A 19,127-nucleotide genomic window follows, 5' to 3' on the forward strand; every position below is an offset into this window, starting at 1 on the left:
AATATTACGATATTAAAATCATAAACATGGGACTTACTAAAACAGAAATATTTACAGAAGAGCAAAATCGGCTTGCCATTTTGTTTAAAGTTTTGGGACACCCGGCCCGTGTAGCGATTCTCCAGTATATCATCAATCAAAAAGCCTGTATTTGCAATGATCTGGTTGAAGAGCTAGGCCTCGCTCAGGCAACCATCTCCCAGCATTTGAAGGAACTGAAAAATATCGGCATCATACAGGGAACTATCGAAGGAAAATCTGTCTGCTATTGTATCGACGATAGGATATGGGATAGTATAAAAACTGAGCTGGAGAAGTTTTTCAATCAAGAAACGAAAGTCAAAAAATGTTGCTAGCACATTTTTTTGTATTATATAATCGTAATATAGCGATATAACAATATTAAAAACAGAATATAAAAACAACATCTTATGAAATTATCAGCAATCAAAGAACTTCTAACATCCTTAGAAAACGTTGAATTTCAAATGGAAGACGGAACCTTCGTTCCCGAACACTTTCATGTAACTGAGATTGGACAGGTATCCAAGAATTTTATCGACTGTGGCGGTACAATCAGAAAAGAAACAGTAGTGAATTTCCAGCTCTGGAATGCCGATGATTACGAACATAGACTGAAACCTCAAAAATTATTAGATATCATCAAGCTATCAGAGAGCAAATTGGGGATATCGGATTCGGAAATCGAAGTTGAATATCAATCTGAAACGATTGGTAAGTATGATCTCGATTTTAACGGAAAAAATTTTGTACTGAAGAATAAAAAAACGGCTTGTTTGGCTACTGATGCTTGCGGTATTCCCGCTGAGAAACCAAAGATTAAATTAAGCACAATCCAATCCTCTTGTTGCACTCCGAATTCGGGATGCTGCTAAATTATCAGATTATGTACGCAAAACTAGAAAATACAATCTCGGAGATTTTATCTACTGCTAAAATCTCTGAAAGTAGAGTCGAGGTATTAAAACCACTTATAGACTATATTCAAGCACAAGTAGCGAGGAGTACCCCTATAGCGCTCAATTTTATATGTACACACAATTCGCGCAGGAGTCATTTATCCCAAATATGGGCACAGGTAGCCGCGGCATATTATAATGTTCCAAAGGTCTGCTGCTATTCGGGGGGAACCGAAGAAACAGCGTTATTTCCAAAAGTTGTGGAGACATTAACGGCGCAGGGGTTTTCTATTATTAACATAGCTGATTCGCAAAATCCGATATACGCAATCAAATATGATCAGAATTCACCGCCTATCATAGGATTTTCAAAGCATTTTGATTCAACTTTTAATCCAGCATCAAATTTCGTAGCAATAATGACCTGCAGCAATGCCGCTCAGGGCTGCCCGTTCGTGTCCGGTGCTGCAATCAGAATACCAATTACTTACGAGGACCCAAAGTTATCAGACGATACAGCGCGGCAAGATGAAACATACAGGCAGCGCAGTGAAGAGATTGCCCTAGAGATGCTTTACATCTTTTCAATGATTAAAAAATAGCGAATGAAACCAAGACTAAAATTTTTAGACAGCTATCTTACGCTCTGGATCTTTTTGGCTATGGCGACAGGAATCGCCTTAGGAGCAGTGTTTCCGCATATATCCTCACTGACAGACAGCTTGAGCGTCGGAACAACCAACATCCCCCTGGCGATAGGCTTAATCTTAATGATGTATCCTCCTTTAGCAAAGGTAGACTATTCACTACTGCCAGTTGCTTTTAAAGATAAAAAGATCATCACGATTTCTCTGCTTTTAAACTGGATCGTCGGGCCTATCCTGATGTTTATTTTAGCTATCGTCTTTTTAAGACATGAGCCAAATTATATGGCGGGCCTAATTCTGATCGGACTAGCTCGGTGCATAGCAATGGTGATTGTTTGGAATGATCTCGCCAAGGGCAATCGCGAATATGCAGCGTTATTGATTGCATTAAATTCAATTTTTCAAGTATTCACCTATAGTTTCTTAGTCTGGCTGTCTATTAACATCCTTCCAAGCAAATTAGGCTTAGCAAATTTCAATGTACAGGTGTCTATTGGAGACGTTACGGAAAGTGTCCTAATATATCTAGGTATTCCTTTTCTAGCAGGATATTTAAGCAGAAAATTGCTTGTACACACCAAGGGGCTGGAGTGGTATAACAGAAAGTTTGTACCTGCAATCTCACCGCTTACTTTATATGCCCTGCTGTTTACGATTATTTTGATGTTCAGCTTAAAAGGAGACAAAATAATGGAATTACCATTGGATGTACTAAAAATCGCTATTCCATTGGTTGTCTACTTTGTGATCATGTTCTTTGTTAGCTTCCTCATGAACAAGTCGTTAAAAGTTCCCTATGATAAAAATGTAGCGATAGCTTTCACGGCCACAGGGAACAATTTTGAACTCGCAATAGCGGTTTCAATTGCCCTGTTCGGCATACATTCTCCACAAGCTTTTGTTGGCGTCATCGGGCCACTGGTTGAGGTGCCGGTATTGATACTTTTGGTCAGGGCAAGTTTATGGTTAAAAGGCAAGTATAACTTGTATAGATAAGATAAAAGATTCCGTTTAATTAGTCCCGGTTTCTTTGATAGATTAGCTATTTTATTCCTTAAAGACCATCAATAAGATACCAACTCAGAATAATACCTATCACAAAAATCAATACAGCGACAATTGTTATGCTATTTGAAGTTTGGGTAAAGTTCTCTTCTTCGATTTGTTTGTTCGTTTTGCGATACTTAAAGAAAGCGACAATAACCGTTAATGCACCAATGACTACAATAGAAACACCAACAGCACCAGAATGTTCATGCTGAGTACCTGCAACTACATCTTTTTTTAAAATGAGCTCAATCTGACGAATAAATAGTGAAAACTTAACAACCACAAAGCCGAATCCCATAATCCCTAAACTTGTGCGGATCCAAGCAAGAAAAGTTCGTTCATTAGCAAGATGGTCATTTACCTTTTGTGGAGCATGATTAGACATTCGATATAAATTTTGATCAACGTTAAAAGAGTTATAAAATGCATCTCTAGTCTAAAACAAGTTTGCACAGCTGTGACTATGTTTTAGCACATTTCATTCACAGGTAAGCATATTTTTTAAGACTAAGATTTTTTTGTTTGTTCTTCAATAAACGTTGCAGAGCATTGAAAAGTTTGAATAATATTCGATGTTTCTAACTTTTAGATCTTTTTTATTAACGGCATACCAAAACCTGCGGACGAGGGGGGAATAAGTTTCCCTCCTTTGACATTATATCCTGACAAATCTACATCTTCTGAGGTACTTGTAACTCCTTCAATTGTTACTGTATTTCCGAGTCCCCCCGCTAAATGGGCCGTATAGTAACTCTTGAGAAGCGAGCCCCAGGCATGGGGAGATGCTTGAGCTCCAAGTTTTATTAATTTTGGCATCAATTTTCTCCAATTCGTAAATCCAAGACCTTCGATATCTGTGAGGTGGACGTCCAGAAGTTTCTTTTCAAATAACGTAGTCAGCAAGTTCTGATCGGGATCGGCTTCACCATCCGCCAGCAATGTAGTTATGCCTTCCGCTTTTAAAAAGCCTCGTAGTTTTTGATAATCCACTACTGTTTCATGAAAAGGTTCTTCTATCCAAAAGAGATTTACCGCTGGAATACCTTTTAAATACTGAATAAATTGGTCTGATGTAAAACCGTTATTTCCATCAACTAAGATTCTGCAGTCGGGAAATGCATCTGCCACTGCCTTTGTAACCTCAATATCCCGTTGAAGTCCTTTGGAAAAAGGCATCCATTTATGCCCTCTTCCAATCTTTAACTTGAATTGCCTATACCCCACGCCGTAATCATATTGGCATTCTTCGAGTATACGGTCGATTCCTGCAGGCCGATCTGCAGGTTCTAGGTCATCGAAATAAATCATGCCACTATAATAATCTGTGATGAAAGGATCTTTACGTCCAAGTATTTCATAAACAGGTTTATTTAAGATAACTCCGGCAAGGTCATGAAGAGCTATATCGAAGGGAATATGTGCCTCCTTCAGTGTACCCAGTTGCGAGGAAAACAAATCTGATATTTTCTGACCGATCAATTCTCTCGAAATTTGTTCGGCGTCACGCCTAGAGCCGCGAAGTGAGGCCCAGCCCATAGCTCCCTGATCTGTCCTTATAGAACATATTTCCACATCAGGCCCATAACCATGCAGGTCGAGACGCGCATTTTTCCCCACAAGCCGCGGATAATTCATCTTTACGGTAGAAAATTTGATATCTTTTATCCTATGATAGGACAATTCCTTGTCATGTGATTTAACATTAGCGGAAAATACGATTTCATTTGCGTACCCTTTGTAAAACGCCGCTGAGGCAATACTAAGATTCAATGCCTGAATAAATGTCCTTCTTTTCATGTTTGATTTATTTCGGTTATCCGATGTTGCCAGGAGAAACTTACTTCTACCTTTTTTGCTAGCATAGTCCTAAGTAATAACATCACTGGAGCATTATAATTAGTTTAAAATATCTATACGAAAGATACAACATACCCCTATTTATTTATTGGCAAGCTGTATCAATTACTTTACAATTTGTATCAATATAATATTTCAAATCATCCCGCTGAGCACATGTACCTTTGACTGTTTTAATCTACAACTCGAATGAGAAAAAGATTCTACCTATTTCGAAACGTTTATGGTTCTATTAGAGTAAATTTTACTTTATCAATATGCGCATATTGGTAACAGGATCTTAAGCCATTATCCATACTGCAGCGCTGCACGGTAGACATACGGATTTGAATTATAGCAGGCAAAGTTTTAGCTCCATATATGAAAATGCCCTTGTCAATGCCGAAAAAGCAGTATGGGTTACCGAAGAACTTATTGCGGAAGTTCAGGCATTGCAATACGGCGTTGCGTAGGTGAACTTATTGCCTGTAAAAACGCAATTACCGACTCAACTTCCCCTGGTGTTAAATTTAGTTTTTTTAATAAAGGCGAGTGGATAGGTCGTGTCTTCTCATCCACCTCTACATGTCGTTGAATCGGTGCAGGATTGCCAAGATTGTACAATTCGACGACATCACGCAATGTTGGAAAATTGCCGTGATGCATCCAGGGTCCCGTCAACGAGACATTACGAAGCGATGGGGTACGAAATGCACCAATATCTTTTTGATCTCCCGTCAATTTATAATGCCCAAAATCTTCTTGTCTAGTGCCATATAAAGTTTGTCCATCATTGTGAAAAAGATTGTCCGAAAACAAAGGTGTATTGTGGCAATTGATACAGCGTGCTTTCGTACGAAACAGATGTAAGCCCGTCAGTTCGGTATCATTTAGAGCATCGGATTGTCCACTTACAAAACGGTCAAACTTCGTTGGATAGCTGACTATACCACGTTCGAATGTAGCTAATGCCTGTTGTATACGCATTAACGTGATTTTTTTGTCCCCAAAAGTCTTTTCAAAATAGGCTGTATAACCTGCGACTTCCCTGACGTGCGCTACGAGTGTATCCAATGGTGTGTTCATTTCAACGAGATCTTGTGTAGGCAGCAGCACCTGATCTTCTAAGCTCTTCGCACGCCCATCCCACATAAAGGATTTATAGAAAGCAACATTATATAAGGTCATTGCATTTCGCTTGCCTTCGCGTCTTCCGTGACCATGCGCCAAACTTTTACCATCCCCAAATCCCAGCTGAGGATCGTGACAGTTGGCGCAGGAAATCTGCTTTGAAGCCGATAGCCGAGGATCAAAAAACAACAGCTTGCCAAGAAGTGATTTCTCCTTACTGTATGGATTTTCGGCAGGATAGTCCACCTGAGGCAATAGCCCAATATCCACAAACCCTTTGCTGACAGAAGGGTCTATATTTGGTCTTGGCCATAGTGCCGTATTTCCGCTGCTATAGCGTTTGCGCAAGTCGGACAAGTCTTCCACCTCGCTCGGTCTATTGGCAAATGCAGAAATCAAGAAAGGAACAAGAAGTATGGCTGCTCCCCATATTACGTTCTTCTTTAGCAGCTTCATCCTATTAAAAACCATAAGAAAGCATTAAATTAAATTGTTTACGATCAGTCCCCAAAGGAGCAAGATTTGTTCGCTCCAGTTCGCCAAAACCATCGGCTTTACGATAACCATAATCGGCCACGACATGAATAAAATTGCCTTTTTGCAAGCGCTGTTTGAATCCCAATTTCACATTACCGCCATACAGATTTGCACGATTGTAAAGGAGATCATGATAGAATACATATTGGTGAAACACATTTTCATTGATCGCCGGTAAAGACCAAGAGAGCCCAATAGTATTCCGAACGAAACCACCAAGACCGAATTCTATTTCTTGATTAGTCGAGGTACAGTAGGTCCATGTCGTACTGAAGCCATAGTTTAACTGATCATAGTCCAAAGTCGTTCCAGTACCCCCATCTCTTCTGACTTCGTTCAGCACCCCAATGGAAGCACTGTAATATTGTTTCCATTTTTTCTGAGCGACCAAATACGACAGCTCCAGTTTTCCATTGTCATTTTGATAGACATAATTTTGCGCATTGGCACTTTCCGTCACATGATCTTTCCCGCGCTGATCTGACCATACAAATGAAGCCATATATCGCCGGTTGCCCCGTGCCTGACTCCATAGCAATGTATAATCTAATTTGTTCAAGTTATATAAACTAAGCTCATTGATACGCGCCTCATTACGCAATACCTGCCTATATTTCTGCTGTTCATGTTGATAAGCTACTTTGCCGTAAAAGTCACCAAAGGTCGAATTCCATGAAAAGTTTAACTTACCGCCCAAACGCTGCATGTCATTCTGGTAGAACATGCTTTTCTCTGTCAGCCAATCACCCACTTTCCAGCCATATCCTCGTATGATATAATTCATGTATGGAGATTCAACAGCACTTGACGCTGAATTCGAATTCTTATAAGCAATTTCGACGTTCTCTTGTCCATAACCATATTTTCCTTCTAGACCAATACGCCATGTCGGGGCAATACGCAAGCTTCCACCCAACGAACTATTGAACTGTATGACATCGATACTGCCCCTTGGGTCATTATTACTAAAGTGGCTACCGACCTGATAGTCAAAACCTCCGAACAGGTCATATTTACCTGCGGCAAAAGAACGTTGACCACGTGCCTGAATCCGATAAGTCGTACGCTCATAATGATTATACCCATAAGAACCAAAATACCAAGGTGTAGAAGTATTATCCCGTGTTTGATGGGCAAATCGTGTACTATCTTCTACGGATCTGTTATAATTGAACCGTCCCCACAGGCGCACATCTTTGATCGTAACTGCTCCTTCTGAACTAAAATTTAAACCTTTTACAGCCTGTGCCTCCTGAGCACGACGATATTCGCCTGAAACGGAATTATAGCCCATGCGAATTAAACTATAACGTACAGGCACCAATTTCTCCAACCACATGGGATTGTCAACAGCGAATTGCCGCAACCGCAGTTGCAAGCTATCCTGATCGATATATTGGATATATTTTAATGTATCTTGGCCTGATATTACTTTGGCCTGAAGTTGAGATATCCCAACAATTAATAGACACATGACGAATTGAATACTATTTTTCATCTGAATAACTATGGGTGCAATAGCACTATTTTTATGCATTGTTCTGTCCTCTTAACGTGCCTTACTCTACAAATCCCTTTGGATTTGCTTTCATAGACACGAAATCATCACTTGAGTTGTTAGAATCCTGTAAGATCCGTCGGCCATTGACAACCTCTTTGGTTTTCCTAATCACCGAATTGGAAGAGCGTGCTCCACCAGCTACGGCAATCGCACCAGCGTCTAACTTTGCCGTAAAACGCTTTGGATATTGTGTAGAAGTGGCCGATTGCAGCTCTACTCCATCTAAAATATTTGCGACAGGAATCTGCTTATAGTCTGTTCCCAAACTCTCTCGCCCATCTGCGTAAGGTGGCATAAAACCCTTCCATTGATCTGAAGATCCCATACCCTCATCGCGAAAAATAATCCAGCTGCGTTGTCCGGCTTGATTCATGATCATATCCACACCATTAGCCCTGTTGACGACCCTTACATTGGGAACATTCGGGTTGTCGATATCCGAGGCCAAAGGCTTGGTAGTTCCCAGATAGGGTGCAAAATATGCTTCAAAATCTGCCGTGCTCAGATCGACAGTCAGACTAGGATCCTTTACTGAAATAGCCACTCCATCTGCACCAACATACGGCGATCGATGGTTTGCAGCAGTGGAAGCAACGACAATACTCTCTCCCGGAAGGATGGGGTAATCCTTACCCGTGCCCGGAAGCTGAATAATGAGAAACGCATATACATAGTCTGTATTGGCGTTTATACCTTGCGGCATTCCATAGGACTTGCTCCAATCATATTGCCCGCTGTTCGCTTGATAAACATAGGTGGCATTAGCAGTGTTAGCGCCATAAGCTTCGGCAAGGTAAAGGCTGTCCGCGTAGCGGATACTATCCGAATTGTTATAAATTTCAATAAACTGATCGCGAAAACTTGCCCCTTGGTTAGCATCAGAACCTGCATAATAGATCTGTTTGATAATTAATCCACTGGGATTACTATTGCCTGTTATAAGTGCAAGATCCCAATGTGTTTCTCCCGATCCTTTGACTACTTCGATCTGTTTGATCGCCGAACTAAATGCTACCTCGTTATCTTCCCGTAGTCCCGTCAATGCATTAAATTCGGCCGCGCTATAGTTTTTCACGACCTGAACTTTATACGTATTGGGTGCCAGATCCAAAAATTCAACGTGACCATTTTCGTCTGATTTCATCGTTGTCACCAATTTACCTTTGAGTGTATAGAGATTTAAAGTAATATCGCTTAAAGGCAACTTACCAACATAAGCTTCACTCTCGTAAGAGATATCTAAGGTGATATCGACAGATCCATTTTCGGGATAGATATCTTTCTGGCAAGCGGTTACAAAACAACCAGAAATAAGGGTTAATAGTATAATAAAATGTATTGCTTTCATAGCATTATAGTTTAAGTCTAAGTTGTGCGCCGTAAGAAGGTTTGTCATTTGGAATAACCATGGTACTATCCGAGCGCTTATATTGCGGACGATAGTTAAACACGTTATAGACATGGAAGGCTAAGCTCAGGCGTTTGCTGATTTCTTTGGATACGTTCAAATGGAAATTTGTATAGACAGCAGGCTGATTTTGATTGTTGATTTCCTCGACAGGAACCAATGTATGCTTATAGTTTATATTATTCTCATCAAAATTGTCTATGGCATGGTAGGTTCCATCTTGGGTATAATAGCCCAACGGAATACCATCACTTGCACTTGTACTGGTCTTGTTCATCAGGTTAAATTCCGTTGTAAAATTGATCAGCAATTTAGCCTTTGGAATATGCGTACTTGAGGTAATGGCGGCATTACTAACCGTTGTTGTTCTTTTGTCCGTCGGATAAACAGCCGTTTCCGCCCGATCCGGATTGTCTGTATCATTTTTAAAGGTCCGCATATTCTGTAGCGGTTTGTAGTGAGACTGGGTCAGCCCCCCCCTAAAATTGAATGAAGTGGCTATTGCGGTCCATTTCGGTGTAGAGAGCATCAATTCTATCCCTTGATTTTTAGTTTCGCTACCATTCAAAAACTCAAAGCGAGAAAGCCGATATTGCTTCTGACCATCTATTATGTAAGGGACTTCGGCGTCGGAGTCTGGATTTGCTGCATAATTATCCAGCATGATCTTTTCAAAACTTGCAGCAGATACAATATCCCGGTAATTTCGTTTATTGTACATATTCATACCCAATCTAAATCCTTTATGTTCGTAATTGGCAGAGAATTCCAGCTGTTCGGACAAAGATGGTCTGAGCCTACTATTATCTGGTGTATATTTATCCACATACATGAGATAAAGACTATTCGCCTCATCCAGACCACCATCTTTGAAAGCAGTCTTTTCAAACAGCGACAGCTCATAAAAAACAGGCCCGGGATACAGCTGTGCCAGTGCTGGAGCCTTACTCGCCCAACCATAGGCAACACCTATCGTTAACTCGGGAGTAATGGCATAATTGATATTGGTACGAGGTGAAAATGTGACGAATTTTTCAAATATATCCCCCCTAGTCCCTACACGAACATTGAGATCTCGATCGGCAATTTTCGCGGTGAATTGATCTTCGGCATAAAATCCAATCTGCTTTTGCCCATGAATACGCGAAACATCATAATAACGCTCTGTTCGGAGATCGGAATTAGCGGCAACGGTATTTGTTCGGGGCCGAGAAGGATCGACAATCTGTCCTTTACCTATATTTTTTGAATAGTTAAAAGAAGAACCAAAATTCACCTGATGGAGAAGCTCTCCGCTCTGAAATGTTCCCGTAAGATCCAAGCGGGTCGTAAAATCGATCGGCTTTCCTTCGATATTAGTTACAGCCTGATAAATACCACTGGCATACTTTCCTTGATGTACACCAGTTTCCGTTGCATCTGAATAGACAATATAGGTACCATTGACATCCTGCTCTTTATAGGTGTTTTGATAAGATTGACTATAGCGGATATTTAAACCGATATTGGAAAGAAAACCATGATCGATCCGATAATTGGCACTGCTTCCGACTGAAAAGCTATAAGACTTGAATCGCATCATCGCCCCTGTTGGATCGTCGGAATCACGGCGGACATTATCCATATGACGACCATAATCTACAGAGAAGGTATTTGTAAATGCCTTTTCTTTACCGGCAAATGTACTCCACATCAAATTCCCGCCAATACGGTCGTAGGATTTCATTTTATCTCTATTATCTTGGTAAGAACGGGTAAAGTTTCCGCCGACCGTAAAAGCTCCATATTTTTTGGTATCAAAGCCTTTACTCAATCCATATACGGTCGTATTATCGCGAAGCTGTACATTGAAATTCAACGGTGTTTTTCCGGCAATTCGATTGATGATAATTGCACCATTGGTCATATCCCCATATTTTACCGAAGGTACTCCGGCTGCAATTTCTACACTTTCTATATTGTCGGTCGCTATCTGTCTCAAATCGGTCCCACCAAAGGTGTAATCACCCGTATAGTTATCGGTACCCGCGTCGCTACCCTTCAGTCCTGAGATCTTTCCATTGACATACGAATTACCCATACCATAGATGCCCGAATTTAAGGTTTGCATATTCGCATTGTTGGAAAGCGCAATACCATCCATAATCAGCGCGACTCCGAAGGAATTATTGAGTGCAAATGGATCTTTTTTTGCAAAAGAATTTGTACTCAATGTAGCACTTCTCAGATTAGCCTGCTGCACTTGCTGTAAAGAAGGGGCAGCAATCTTTTGCCCAGGAATAAGGCTCAGTAAATCATTGAGACTTAGCGCGCCAGATTGTTCAATTACTTCTCTGTTTATATAGAGTGAACTATTACTTTCAAGCTGCCGGTTTGTACGTGGAGTAACTGAAATTTCTTCGAGTCCGACACTTAGTGTCGGTAATTTCACTTCTGGAATACTGGTATTTACTCCATTTAAAGCTGTAGTTAGAGTCGTTCCTTGCCTACCGATCATCGAAAATTTTAGTTCTGCACTTTTGAGGCGATGTGCAGGAAACTGAAATTTGAATGCTCCGTTTTGATCTGTAAAATAATATTGGTTCAATTCTTTCAAGTGTACGGTAACCGAAGGAATTCCCTTTCCATTTTCATCGACAACACGTCCCGAAAGTGTACCAACAGAGGCCTTACTCATCAGGATATTCTTCCCCGAAATTTGCAATTTGAAATAGGTAAGTTGTTCAAGTCTGTTTAGAATCTCTCTTAAAGATCCATCTGCATGCAGATTAACAGTCCGGTCAACATTGATCTTAGACTCGTCATAAAGGAAACTATAGCCCGATTTTTCTTCGATCTGTTTTAGAACAGATCTTAGTGGTTGATTTTTACTCTCAATTTTCAACTGCTGTGCATGTACCGACAACATGTTAAAAGAGAAAAGTACACCAAGGAGCAGGGCACTCCTGTTGATGGAATTAGAAGACATATGATAGATGATATTATTTTTTACGAACGATAAGTTTGTTGGATTTCACACTGAAGCGATAAGACGTTGTCAGCGTGAGTTTTTCTAGTACCTGTTCCAATGGTTCATGCACTATCGTACCTGAGTAAACCAATTGAATATCCGCTCTTTCTTGATACGCTAATCCATATTTTCGGTTCAGTTGTTTAGCGATTTCAACGTAGGAAGCTTGCTCAAAATGTAGGATACCATCCATATTGTCCTTTTCTTTGACCAGGTCAAATTCCTCGACTGTAAATGTCCCTTTGCGCCGATCATAAATAATAGCCTGACCTGGTTTGATCTGCTGGTTCATTGCACCGCTAGCTATCTCCACCTTACCGGTGAATAAAGCCACCTTCGAAACTTCATCTTCGGCAAATGCATGTACATTGAAAGATGTTCCTAACACTTTAATGCTTAAATCACCTGTTTGTATGACAAACGGTTTATTTTCATTATGTGAAACTTTGAAATATGCTTCACCATTGAGCTTAACTTTTCTTTCTTTTCCACTAAATTGCTTTGGGTATTCCAATATGGATTTAGGTCCAAGTTTTACCTGAGTATGGTCAGCCAAAAGCACATTCATATAACGTCCCATTGGCACATTTTGCTGTACAAATTCCGATTGGATAGTTATATCCGAAAACATCTGCTTTCTTTTATAAAGAAAAATACTCAGTGAGAGGATTAAGAGACAGGCTGCCGCATAACCAATCCATCGGTAGCTTAACAGATTTTTGACGGGCAATTTTCCCCCACCAATAATAGACTGAAGTCTATTGCGCTCTGCAGTGACCTCTAGTTTTGTCGGGCTACCCCGCAACAGTTCGACCATCAGTTCGGCCTCCTTTATAAGCTCCCGATGCTGTGGATTTGCGGCTATCCACTGTGGCCAATAGTCATCCTCCTCGCGGTGCGACTTTAAGCAATAATCGAGAAAAGATTCGTCACAGATCAGTTTTTCTAAAGTAGGGTTTTCCATGTGATAGCAATTGCTTTTAATCAGTAGTGCAACTACTCCAGTATTTTTACCTATTTTTATTTGGAAAAACTCAAAATAAAAACAATAAGCACTGTCAATGAGCCTTTTAATTTTTTAATCGCTTCATGTACCACATTATAAACTGTTCTTATCGCAGCATTTTCAATGGCAGCAATTTCCTCATAGGATTTATTGTGGAAGAATTTTAATTCGATATACCGGTACTGTTTTCTTGTAAGCTTGCTCATCGCTCGACCCAGCGCATCATCTCGCTCCAATGTTTCTTCGATAGCTATTTTTTGCGCTTCAATCGAATCTTCTACAGGAACATCAAAAAGATCATCCAGTGATAGATTTTGCGTTGCACGCTGCTTAAAGATGATCCGTTTGAGCCATACAAACAAATAATATCTAGGATCAGTATTTAATGCCGGAAGTTTCTCCCGCCGCTCCCATAAATCACAAAATAAAATATGAATGGATTCTTTCACGACTTCGCGGTCGGAAGTTATCTTCAGCCCATAACGGAAAAGCGCAGTATAAACTGCGTCGTACAAGGCCAGAAAGCTATCGCTATCTCCTAACTTGATTCCATTCCATATTTTATGTGTGTCCAAGTGTGCAAAATAAATAATTATTTAGAACTATTCCAAACAACTAGAAAAATGCTTTTCATATCTAAACCATCAAAACAAAAGTAGAAAGCGAATTTACTTTGCACAACAGTATGCACTTTGTACCAACAGCTCAGTCCTATTAATATTGGACTGAGCTGTTGAGGTTAATTCAAATTTTTGTTAGCGTGTATATTTTGCTTTCAGTATCTTGATCTCTTTCGGTCCGATGGCCATCTCCTCCTGTAGAAACTTCTCCACTGTGCCATACTTAGCTTTAATTCCGTCAAAAAATGCTTTTAACAATTCGGGTTTCAGTTTCATCTGATCTTCAATCTGTTCTTTGGTCATTCCAGTTGCCGCGACCATTGCATCGGTATAAGCGTTCATCTGCTTGTTGCGGCTAAGATATACGTTAGACGCTAAATAATCTGCTTCGATAGTCGGATATGGGACACCAAGCACATGTAGAATCAATGCTGTCTGCATACCAGTACGATCTCTTCCACCTGTACAATGATACAGGATAGCCTCTCCATCGGTAGCTCCCAACAGTTTGATAAATGCAGGTCGGTATCTATCCCCATAATAATTAGCGCCTTCGGCATAGAATTTCACCAAAAAGTCTTTTTGTTTTAATGCCTTAACCATATCTTGTGGATTAGGCAAGTTGTCACTACCGGCTGGACTCAACGTATAATCCGTGTTGGCTGCTAGTCTGTCGGGAGCGGATTTGGCTTCGGCGGTGCCGCGTAGATCAACGACAGTATGAATCTTCTTTTTATCCATCAGTGCGACATCGCTATCAGTAAGTTTATCGATGGCATCACTACGAAAGATTTTGCCCCAAACAACATGTTTTCCATCGTTTGTTTCGTAACCGCCAATATCTCTAAAGTTAACAGCTCCTTGAACCGGAAGCACGCGTTTTGTGCTATCCGACAGCTGCCCGAATGCGAGCGCAGGAATGGTTCCCAAAAGGACCATCATCAAATTTGAAATTTTCATATGATTGTTTTAAACTAATTATTTAATTATATCCCATCTAATCCCGGCCTGCCCCCTACTGCCGTACACCTCGCGGCTACTAATGCGACGGCTATCTCCCATGTACATACTCACGGCCGAATTTGTCAGATTGTTTAGCTCCAAAAATGCTTTTACACGTGCAGACAACGACACCGTAGCGGTGGCATCCAAAGTAAAATTATTGTCTGTCCACTTATAAAATTGTGGCCCTAATTTCTGATCGATTGTCTCAATTGACTTCCCTCTATAATTTCCGGCCAGACGTACCGTTACGCCCTTACCTTCATAAAATAGAATGGCATTGAACAGATGCTTGGATTGATTAGGTAACGCTGTTTTATCGAATGAAGCTTCGACACCGCCGACACGTGGCACTTTCGTTTCAGAGTCCACATAAGAGTAATTAAATTCGATACCGAAATTCTTCCAAAAGCCTTGAAGGAAATCAAATCTTCGATTTACGCCAAACTCCAAGCCGAACAATGTTGCTTTGTTCAAATTTTTCGCTTGGGATATGCGGTAGTCTGTCCCATCGATGTTTTGCATGCTGATATCTGTAAATATCACATCTGAAATATCTTTGTAAAACAATCCCCCAGTCAGGATCCCAACATTCTGAAAGTAGTATTCTCCCATGAGATCAAAATTGTTGCTGAAGGTGGGCTTAAGCTCGGAATTACCTTGGCTGATGGTCGCTGGTGTAGAAGAAACATCAATGGATGTTCCGGGAGTCATATCTCCAAAATTAGGGCGTACAAAAGTCCGGGTGAAAGCTCCCCTCAAATTTGCATCTTTATTCAACTTGTATTTGAGATGAAACATGGGCAGCAAAGCATTGTAATTATTTTCAATTTCAGATGCAACAAGTTGGTTTCCGGATGCCGTAGGCTCCACACGTTGTCCATGAAGTCTAGTCTTTGTATATTCATTGCGCAAACCCGCAACCAACTTTAGTTTTTCGGAGAGATCATAATCAGCCATAACATACCCCGAGGATACGATCTCCTGTCCAGTATAAATCGATGTCGCACTCATCGGATCCGTTTTATCAATAAAGCCATTCACCTTCATAAACTCCGGACTAAAGAGATCCAATAATTGATCTTTGGTCAAGGGATTTAGCTGAAAGGAGTTATAGTTACCGTTCATACTACCAAAGAAGGATGTTCCCTTGGGAAAGTTTTGTGTCTCAAATGAGGATAAACTTCGTAAGGGAGCAGCATTTTCAACACCGAGCGCAGCACCCGGCAGAAATACCAAATTGGAGCCAAAAAAATTGTCCCGGTCTTTATGCCTGTACTTACCGCCAACTTTAAACTTTAATGCCGGCGATGCTTCAAGATGAAAATTAATCTGGGCTACACGGTCTCGTTCACTATTGTCCAACTGAGTGATAACCAACTGCGTCAATTTAAGCTTATCGGGATCCAGGACTTCGCTGGCATCTTTAATTCCAGGATCAAAATCCAATGAAGAGCCACCGACAGCATTAGGTGAATCGAATCCCCAATAGCGCAGTCCATCATTGGACAAATTATTAAATCCACTCGTGATCTGCTGATGGAAAGTCGCTATTGGCAACCCTTTACGATCACTTGCTGGTGGTGTGTTAAGGTAATATTTTGATTTATGATCGCTGACACTCCAGTCCACTTTAGCGATCGCCGAAAGTTGATGTTCTCCACCTATTTCACCTCCATAAATTGCTGTCTGATAGTGCGAGTAACGGTTGTTATATTGATAGCGTTTCTTATTATAATCTACATAGGCTTCGTACACTGGACGGATATCGTCAAATTTATTGAACATAGCGCGAAAGAATACCGTATGTCCGGGTGAAATTTTGTAATCCGACCCCAGATTTATCCCCTTAGTCTGGCGTTCACCGATATAACGCTTGAGCATGACCGATCCAATAGAATTCCTTTGCTGTTCATTGGCCAGCCCCGTATTGTAGGAAACATCAAATGCATCTGATCCCCATTGCCTCGCCCATGTTGCTGCAGACAGAATCAATCCCAACCTGTTATTCAGAAAGCGATCTCCATAAACAAGTGAGCCGTTGTAGGTTCCATTTTTACTAAATGTGTTATAGCCTCCTGCCCCCGAGACACTAAGTGTACGTTTGCTAGGGGATGTTCTAGTGACAAAATTGATCGAACCACCAATTGCATCTGCTTCCATATCTGGCGTTAATGCCTTAGCAACTTGTACATATTGGATGATTTCAGATGGAATTGCATCCAGGGGCATAGACCGATTGCCCATGACATTTGGACTAGGGAGACGACTTCCGTTGAATAAAACGGAGGTCCAGGCAAATGGGGTACCCCTTACCGTTGCAATATCAGCTTCGCCGTGATTCTTCGCAACTGCAACACCTTGCATGCGTTGTACCGCTTCGGCTGCATTTCGATCCGGCAGTTTGCCAATAGCGTCTGCCGCCAATACATCCATTATTGCTACAGCCTGTTTCTTGATGCTGAAAGCTTTAGCCTGTGAAGGAGCCATCGTGCCGGATACGATCACTTCTGCCAAAGCACTACCATCACCCACGGCCAGTTCAATTGGCGAAATCTCATTGATACCTCGCTTTAAGCGAATATCGAAGGTACGTGTCTGATAGCCAATATAAGATACCTGTAACGATACCATCCCAGTATCAGGTGCTGTTAATGTAAAATTACCCTGTAAATCTGAGGATGTATTGCCTTTGAAAGAGGTCGCGACAATAGAAGCTCCGGGCAATTTCCCCGAACCGCTCTGCACAGAGGATTTGATCACTTGACCATAGGTCGGTATAAACCAGGGAAAAGTGAACAACAGTGCACTTACCCCCTTTTTTAAACTGAGCAAATTTTTGTTCCTAAATTTGGTAGACATTGGTGACATATTTTTTTTCTGCAAAGATTATATGCAGACCGATGATTTTCGCCTCCCAAAATTTTAGGGACGTCCGTCTTCTTTTTTTGCTTTAGAAGCACCACCACACCTTGTAAATCAGAAACTTACATTGATTACAATATTGTTATCAAATTATTAATATTAAAATAACACAAGGATCTTAGCTTTGAATACAATTGAACCGTTACTGCCATGCTGAACTATATCATTGTATTGGGGCTGTTTCAAGCAATATTGACAGCTCTATTTCTTTATAGCAACAAGTTGCGAAAAAGTACCGACACCTTTTTATTCGTATTGGTTCTATGCATCGTTGTCCATCTGTCCATCAAGTTTATCATTTACCATTTTGTTGATGAACCAAATGTTCGCAAAGCTATGAATACGTTTATAGGTTTCTTCTACACTCCCATAGTATATCTTTTGGCGCGCAACGAGGCTAAGAGAAAACAAAATATGATTTCCAACTGGTACCTCTTTGTTCCTATTTTAATTGTGACCATTGGTTTTTTCTCCACAGCCACGGTACTATACGCCGCCCCCGCCGAGGGTATACGTGTACTGCAGCTTTATAACTTAGCAACTACCCTTACTTTTATGCCATTTGCAATTATATTATCTGCCAAAACGCTGTACTTCACATACCGAAATCTGTCGCCTTCAGCAACGCGGATATTGATCACACGTATATCTTCAATCCTTCTTACTTTGAATTGCATCGGTTTAGTTTATTATAGTATCGGTAATCATGACCGCTATCATCAAGATCTTTTCATCAGAAGTATCGCTTATGCATCCCTTGCAATCATATGCATCTTGATAGGACAGTATAAATTTAAGAGCATGGCACATGAACATATCATTCCCAAAGTTCAAGTCGATCTGAACCCGGATAATGCGTGTCATGAAGAGAGTGAAACAGAGCATACTGTTGTTCATAAAATGAACCAAAAAGAACGTAAAGAAATCCTCACAAAAGAGCGTATGGCAGAAATCTGGAACAAACTGGAAACAGGAATGAAATCCGATCGGTATTATAAAGATAGTGAACTGACATTAGAGAAACTTTCCCAATTAGTCAAGGAAAACAAATATTATATCAGCGAAACACTGAATAACTATGCCAATAAACCTTTTTATACCTACATCAACGAATATAGAATATTGGATATAAAAGGTAAAATAGAGCGATATGCGACAAATGAACTGGATATCAATATGCTTACCATAGCCTATAGCGCTGGATTTAACTCAAAATCTTCCTTCAATAAATATTTTAAGGAAATGACTGGACTCACTCCAACGCACTATTTCAAAATGCTATCTCCTGATAAAGCAATCTAGCTCATCGGCCGTGCAGATGAGCTAAATGAAGATATCGAATCACTGCTATTAACGGCAGGAACTCTTAACCATAGACTTTCAAATAATAGGGAGTTAACAGGGACCTTATTCGTACCTAATAGGGACCTCATTCGGATGAAAACGTATAAGCTCCGATTTATGTACGTTTCAT

At 40.6% G+C, this 19,127-nt stretch carries 15 protein-coding genes; 5 read left to right on the top strand and 10 right to left on the bottom strand.

Features of this window, described 5'->3' with window-relative positions:
- The first annotated feature begins 26 nt into the window (after positions 1 to 26).
- From B3C94_RS00005 to arsB, 4 genes are all read left to right on the top strand, one after another.
- Positions 27 to 356: an ArsR/SmtB family transcription factor gene (locus B3C94_RS00005; RefSeq protein ID WP_293897620.1), complete on the top strand. Its 330-nt coding sequence runs from the start codon at positions 27 to 29 to the stop codon at positions 354 to 356.
- 75 nt (positions 357 to 431) lie between these two features.
- Positions 432 to 896, top strand: a complete 465-nt coding sequence (locus B3C94_RS00010) for a DUF6428 family protein (RefSeq protein WP_293897205.1) — start codon at positions 432 to 434, stop codon at positions 894 to 896.
- Between the two features lie 11 nt (positions 897 to 907).
- Complete coding sequence (locus B3C94_RS00015; protein ID WP_293897206.1) at positions 908 to 1,522, top strand: protein-tyrosine-phosphatase; 615 nt, start codon at positions 908 to 910, stop codon at positions 1,520 to 1,522.
- A gap of 3 nt (positions 1,523 to 1,525) precedes the next feature.
- On the top strand, positions 1,526 to 2,563 hold the full coding sequence (arsB, locus tag B3C94_RS00020; protein WP_293897207.1) for an ACR3 family arsenite efflux transporter: 1,038 nt from the start codon (positions 1,526 to 1,528) through the stop codon (positions 2,561 to 2,563).
- Between the two features lie 58 nt (positions 2,564 to 2,621).
- Here arsB and B3C94_RS00025 read toward each other — a convergent pair whose 3' ends face one another.
- The 10 genes from B3C94_RS00025 to B3C94_RS00070 all read right to left on the bottom strand — a co-directional run bounded on the left by B3C94_RS00025 (position 2,622) and on the right by B3C94_RS00070 (position 17,590).
- Complete coding sequence (locus B3C94_RS00025; protein WP_293897209.1) at positions 2,622 to 3,002, bottom strand: YidH family protein; 381 nt, start codon at positions 3,000 to 3,002, stop codon at positions 2,622 to 2,624.
- A gap of 200 nt (positions 3,003 to 3,202) precedes the next feature.
- Complete coding sequence (locus tag B3C94_RS00030; protein ID WP_293897210.1) at positions 3,203 to 4,414, bottom strand: enolase C-terminal domain-like protein; 1,212 nt, start codon at positions 4,412 to 4,414, stop codon at positions 3,203 to 3,205.
- A gap of 471 nt (positions 4,415 to 4,885) precedes the next feature.
- Entirely contained in the window at positions 4,886 to 6,040 is a 1,155-nt protein-coding gene (locus B3C94_RS00035) for a cytochrome-c peroxidase (RefSeq protein ID WP_293897212.1), read from the bottom strand.
- Between the two features lie 4 nt (positions 6,041 to 6,044).
- Positions 6,045 to 7,658 (bottom strand): DUF6850 family outer membrane beta-barrel protein, encoded by a 1,614-nt coding sequence (locus tag B3C94_RS00040; protein ID WP_293897214.1) that lies wholly within the window; start codon positions 7,656 to 7,658, stop codon positions 6,045 to 6,047.
- Positions 7,659 to 7,680: 22 nt separating this feature from the next.
- Positions 7,681 to 9,030 (bottom strand): DUF4876 domain-containing protein, encoded by a 1,350-nt coding sequence (locus B3C94_RS00045; protein ID WP_293897216.1) that lies wholly within the window; start codon positions 9,028 to 9,030, stop codon positions 7,681 to 7,683.
- A 4-nt stretch (positions 9,031 to 9,034) separates the two neighbouring features.
- Positions 9,035 to 12,058, bottom strand: a complete 3,024-nt coding sequence (locus tag B3C94_RS00050; protein ID WP_293897218.1) for a TonB-dependent receptor domain-containing protein — start codon at positions 12,056 to 12,058, stop codon at positions 9,035 to 9,037.
- A 13-nt stretch (positions 12,059 to 12,071) separates the two neighbouring features.
- Positions 12,072 to 13,064, bottom strand: coding sequence for a FecR family protein (locus tag B3C94_RS00055; RefSeq protein WP_293897220.1), 993 nt, complete (start codon positions 13,062 to 13,064; stop codon positions 12,072 to 12,074).
- Positions 13,065 to 13,120: 56 nt separating this feature from the next.
- Complete coding sequence (locus B3C94_RS00060; protein WP_293897222.1) at positions 13,121 to 13,681, bottom strand: RNA polymerase sigma factor; 561 nt, start codon at positions 13,679 to 13,681, stop codon at positions 13,121 to 13,123.
- Between the two features lie 180 nt (positions 13,682 to 13,861).
- Positions 13,862 to 14,686 carry a tyrosine-protein phosphatase gene (locus B3C94_RS00065; protein ID WP_293897223.1) on the bottom strand — a complete coding sequence of 275 codons (825 nt, stop codon included), beginning with the start codon at positions 14,684 to 14,686 and terminating at the stop codon, positions 13,862 to 13,864.
- An 18-nt stretch (positions 14,687 to 14,704) separates the two neighbouring features.
- Positions 14,705 to 17,590: a TonB-dependent receptor gene (locus B3C94_RS00070; RefSeq protein ID WP_293897225.1), complete on the bottom strand. Its 2,886-nt coding sequence runs from the start codon at positions 17,588 to 17,590 to the stop codon at positions 14,705 to 14,707.
- A 213-nt stretch (positions 17,591 to 17,803) separates the two neighbouring features.
- Here B3C94_RS00070 and B3C94_RS00075 point away from each other — a divergent pair, with 213 nt between their 5' ends.
- Entirely contained in the window at positions 17,804 to 18,955 is a 1,152-nt protein-coding gene (locus B3C94_RS00075; protein ID WP_293897227.1) for a helix-turn-helix domain-containing protein, read from the top strand.
- Positions 18,956 to 19,127: the final 172 nt, after the last annotated feature.

Origin of the sequence: Sphingobacterium sp. UBA5670, from assembly GCF_002420705.1 — a bacterium.
Taxonomy (GTDB): Bacteria; Bacteroidota; Bacteroidia; order Sphingobacteriales; family Sphingobacteriaceae; genus Sphingobacterium.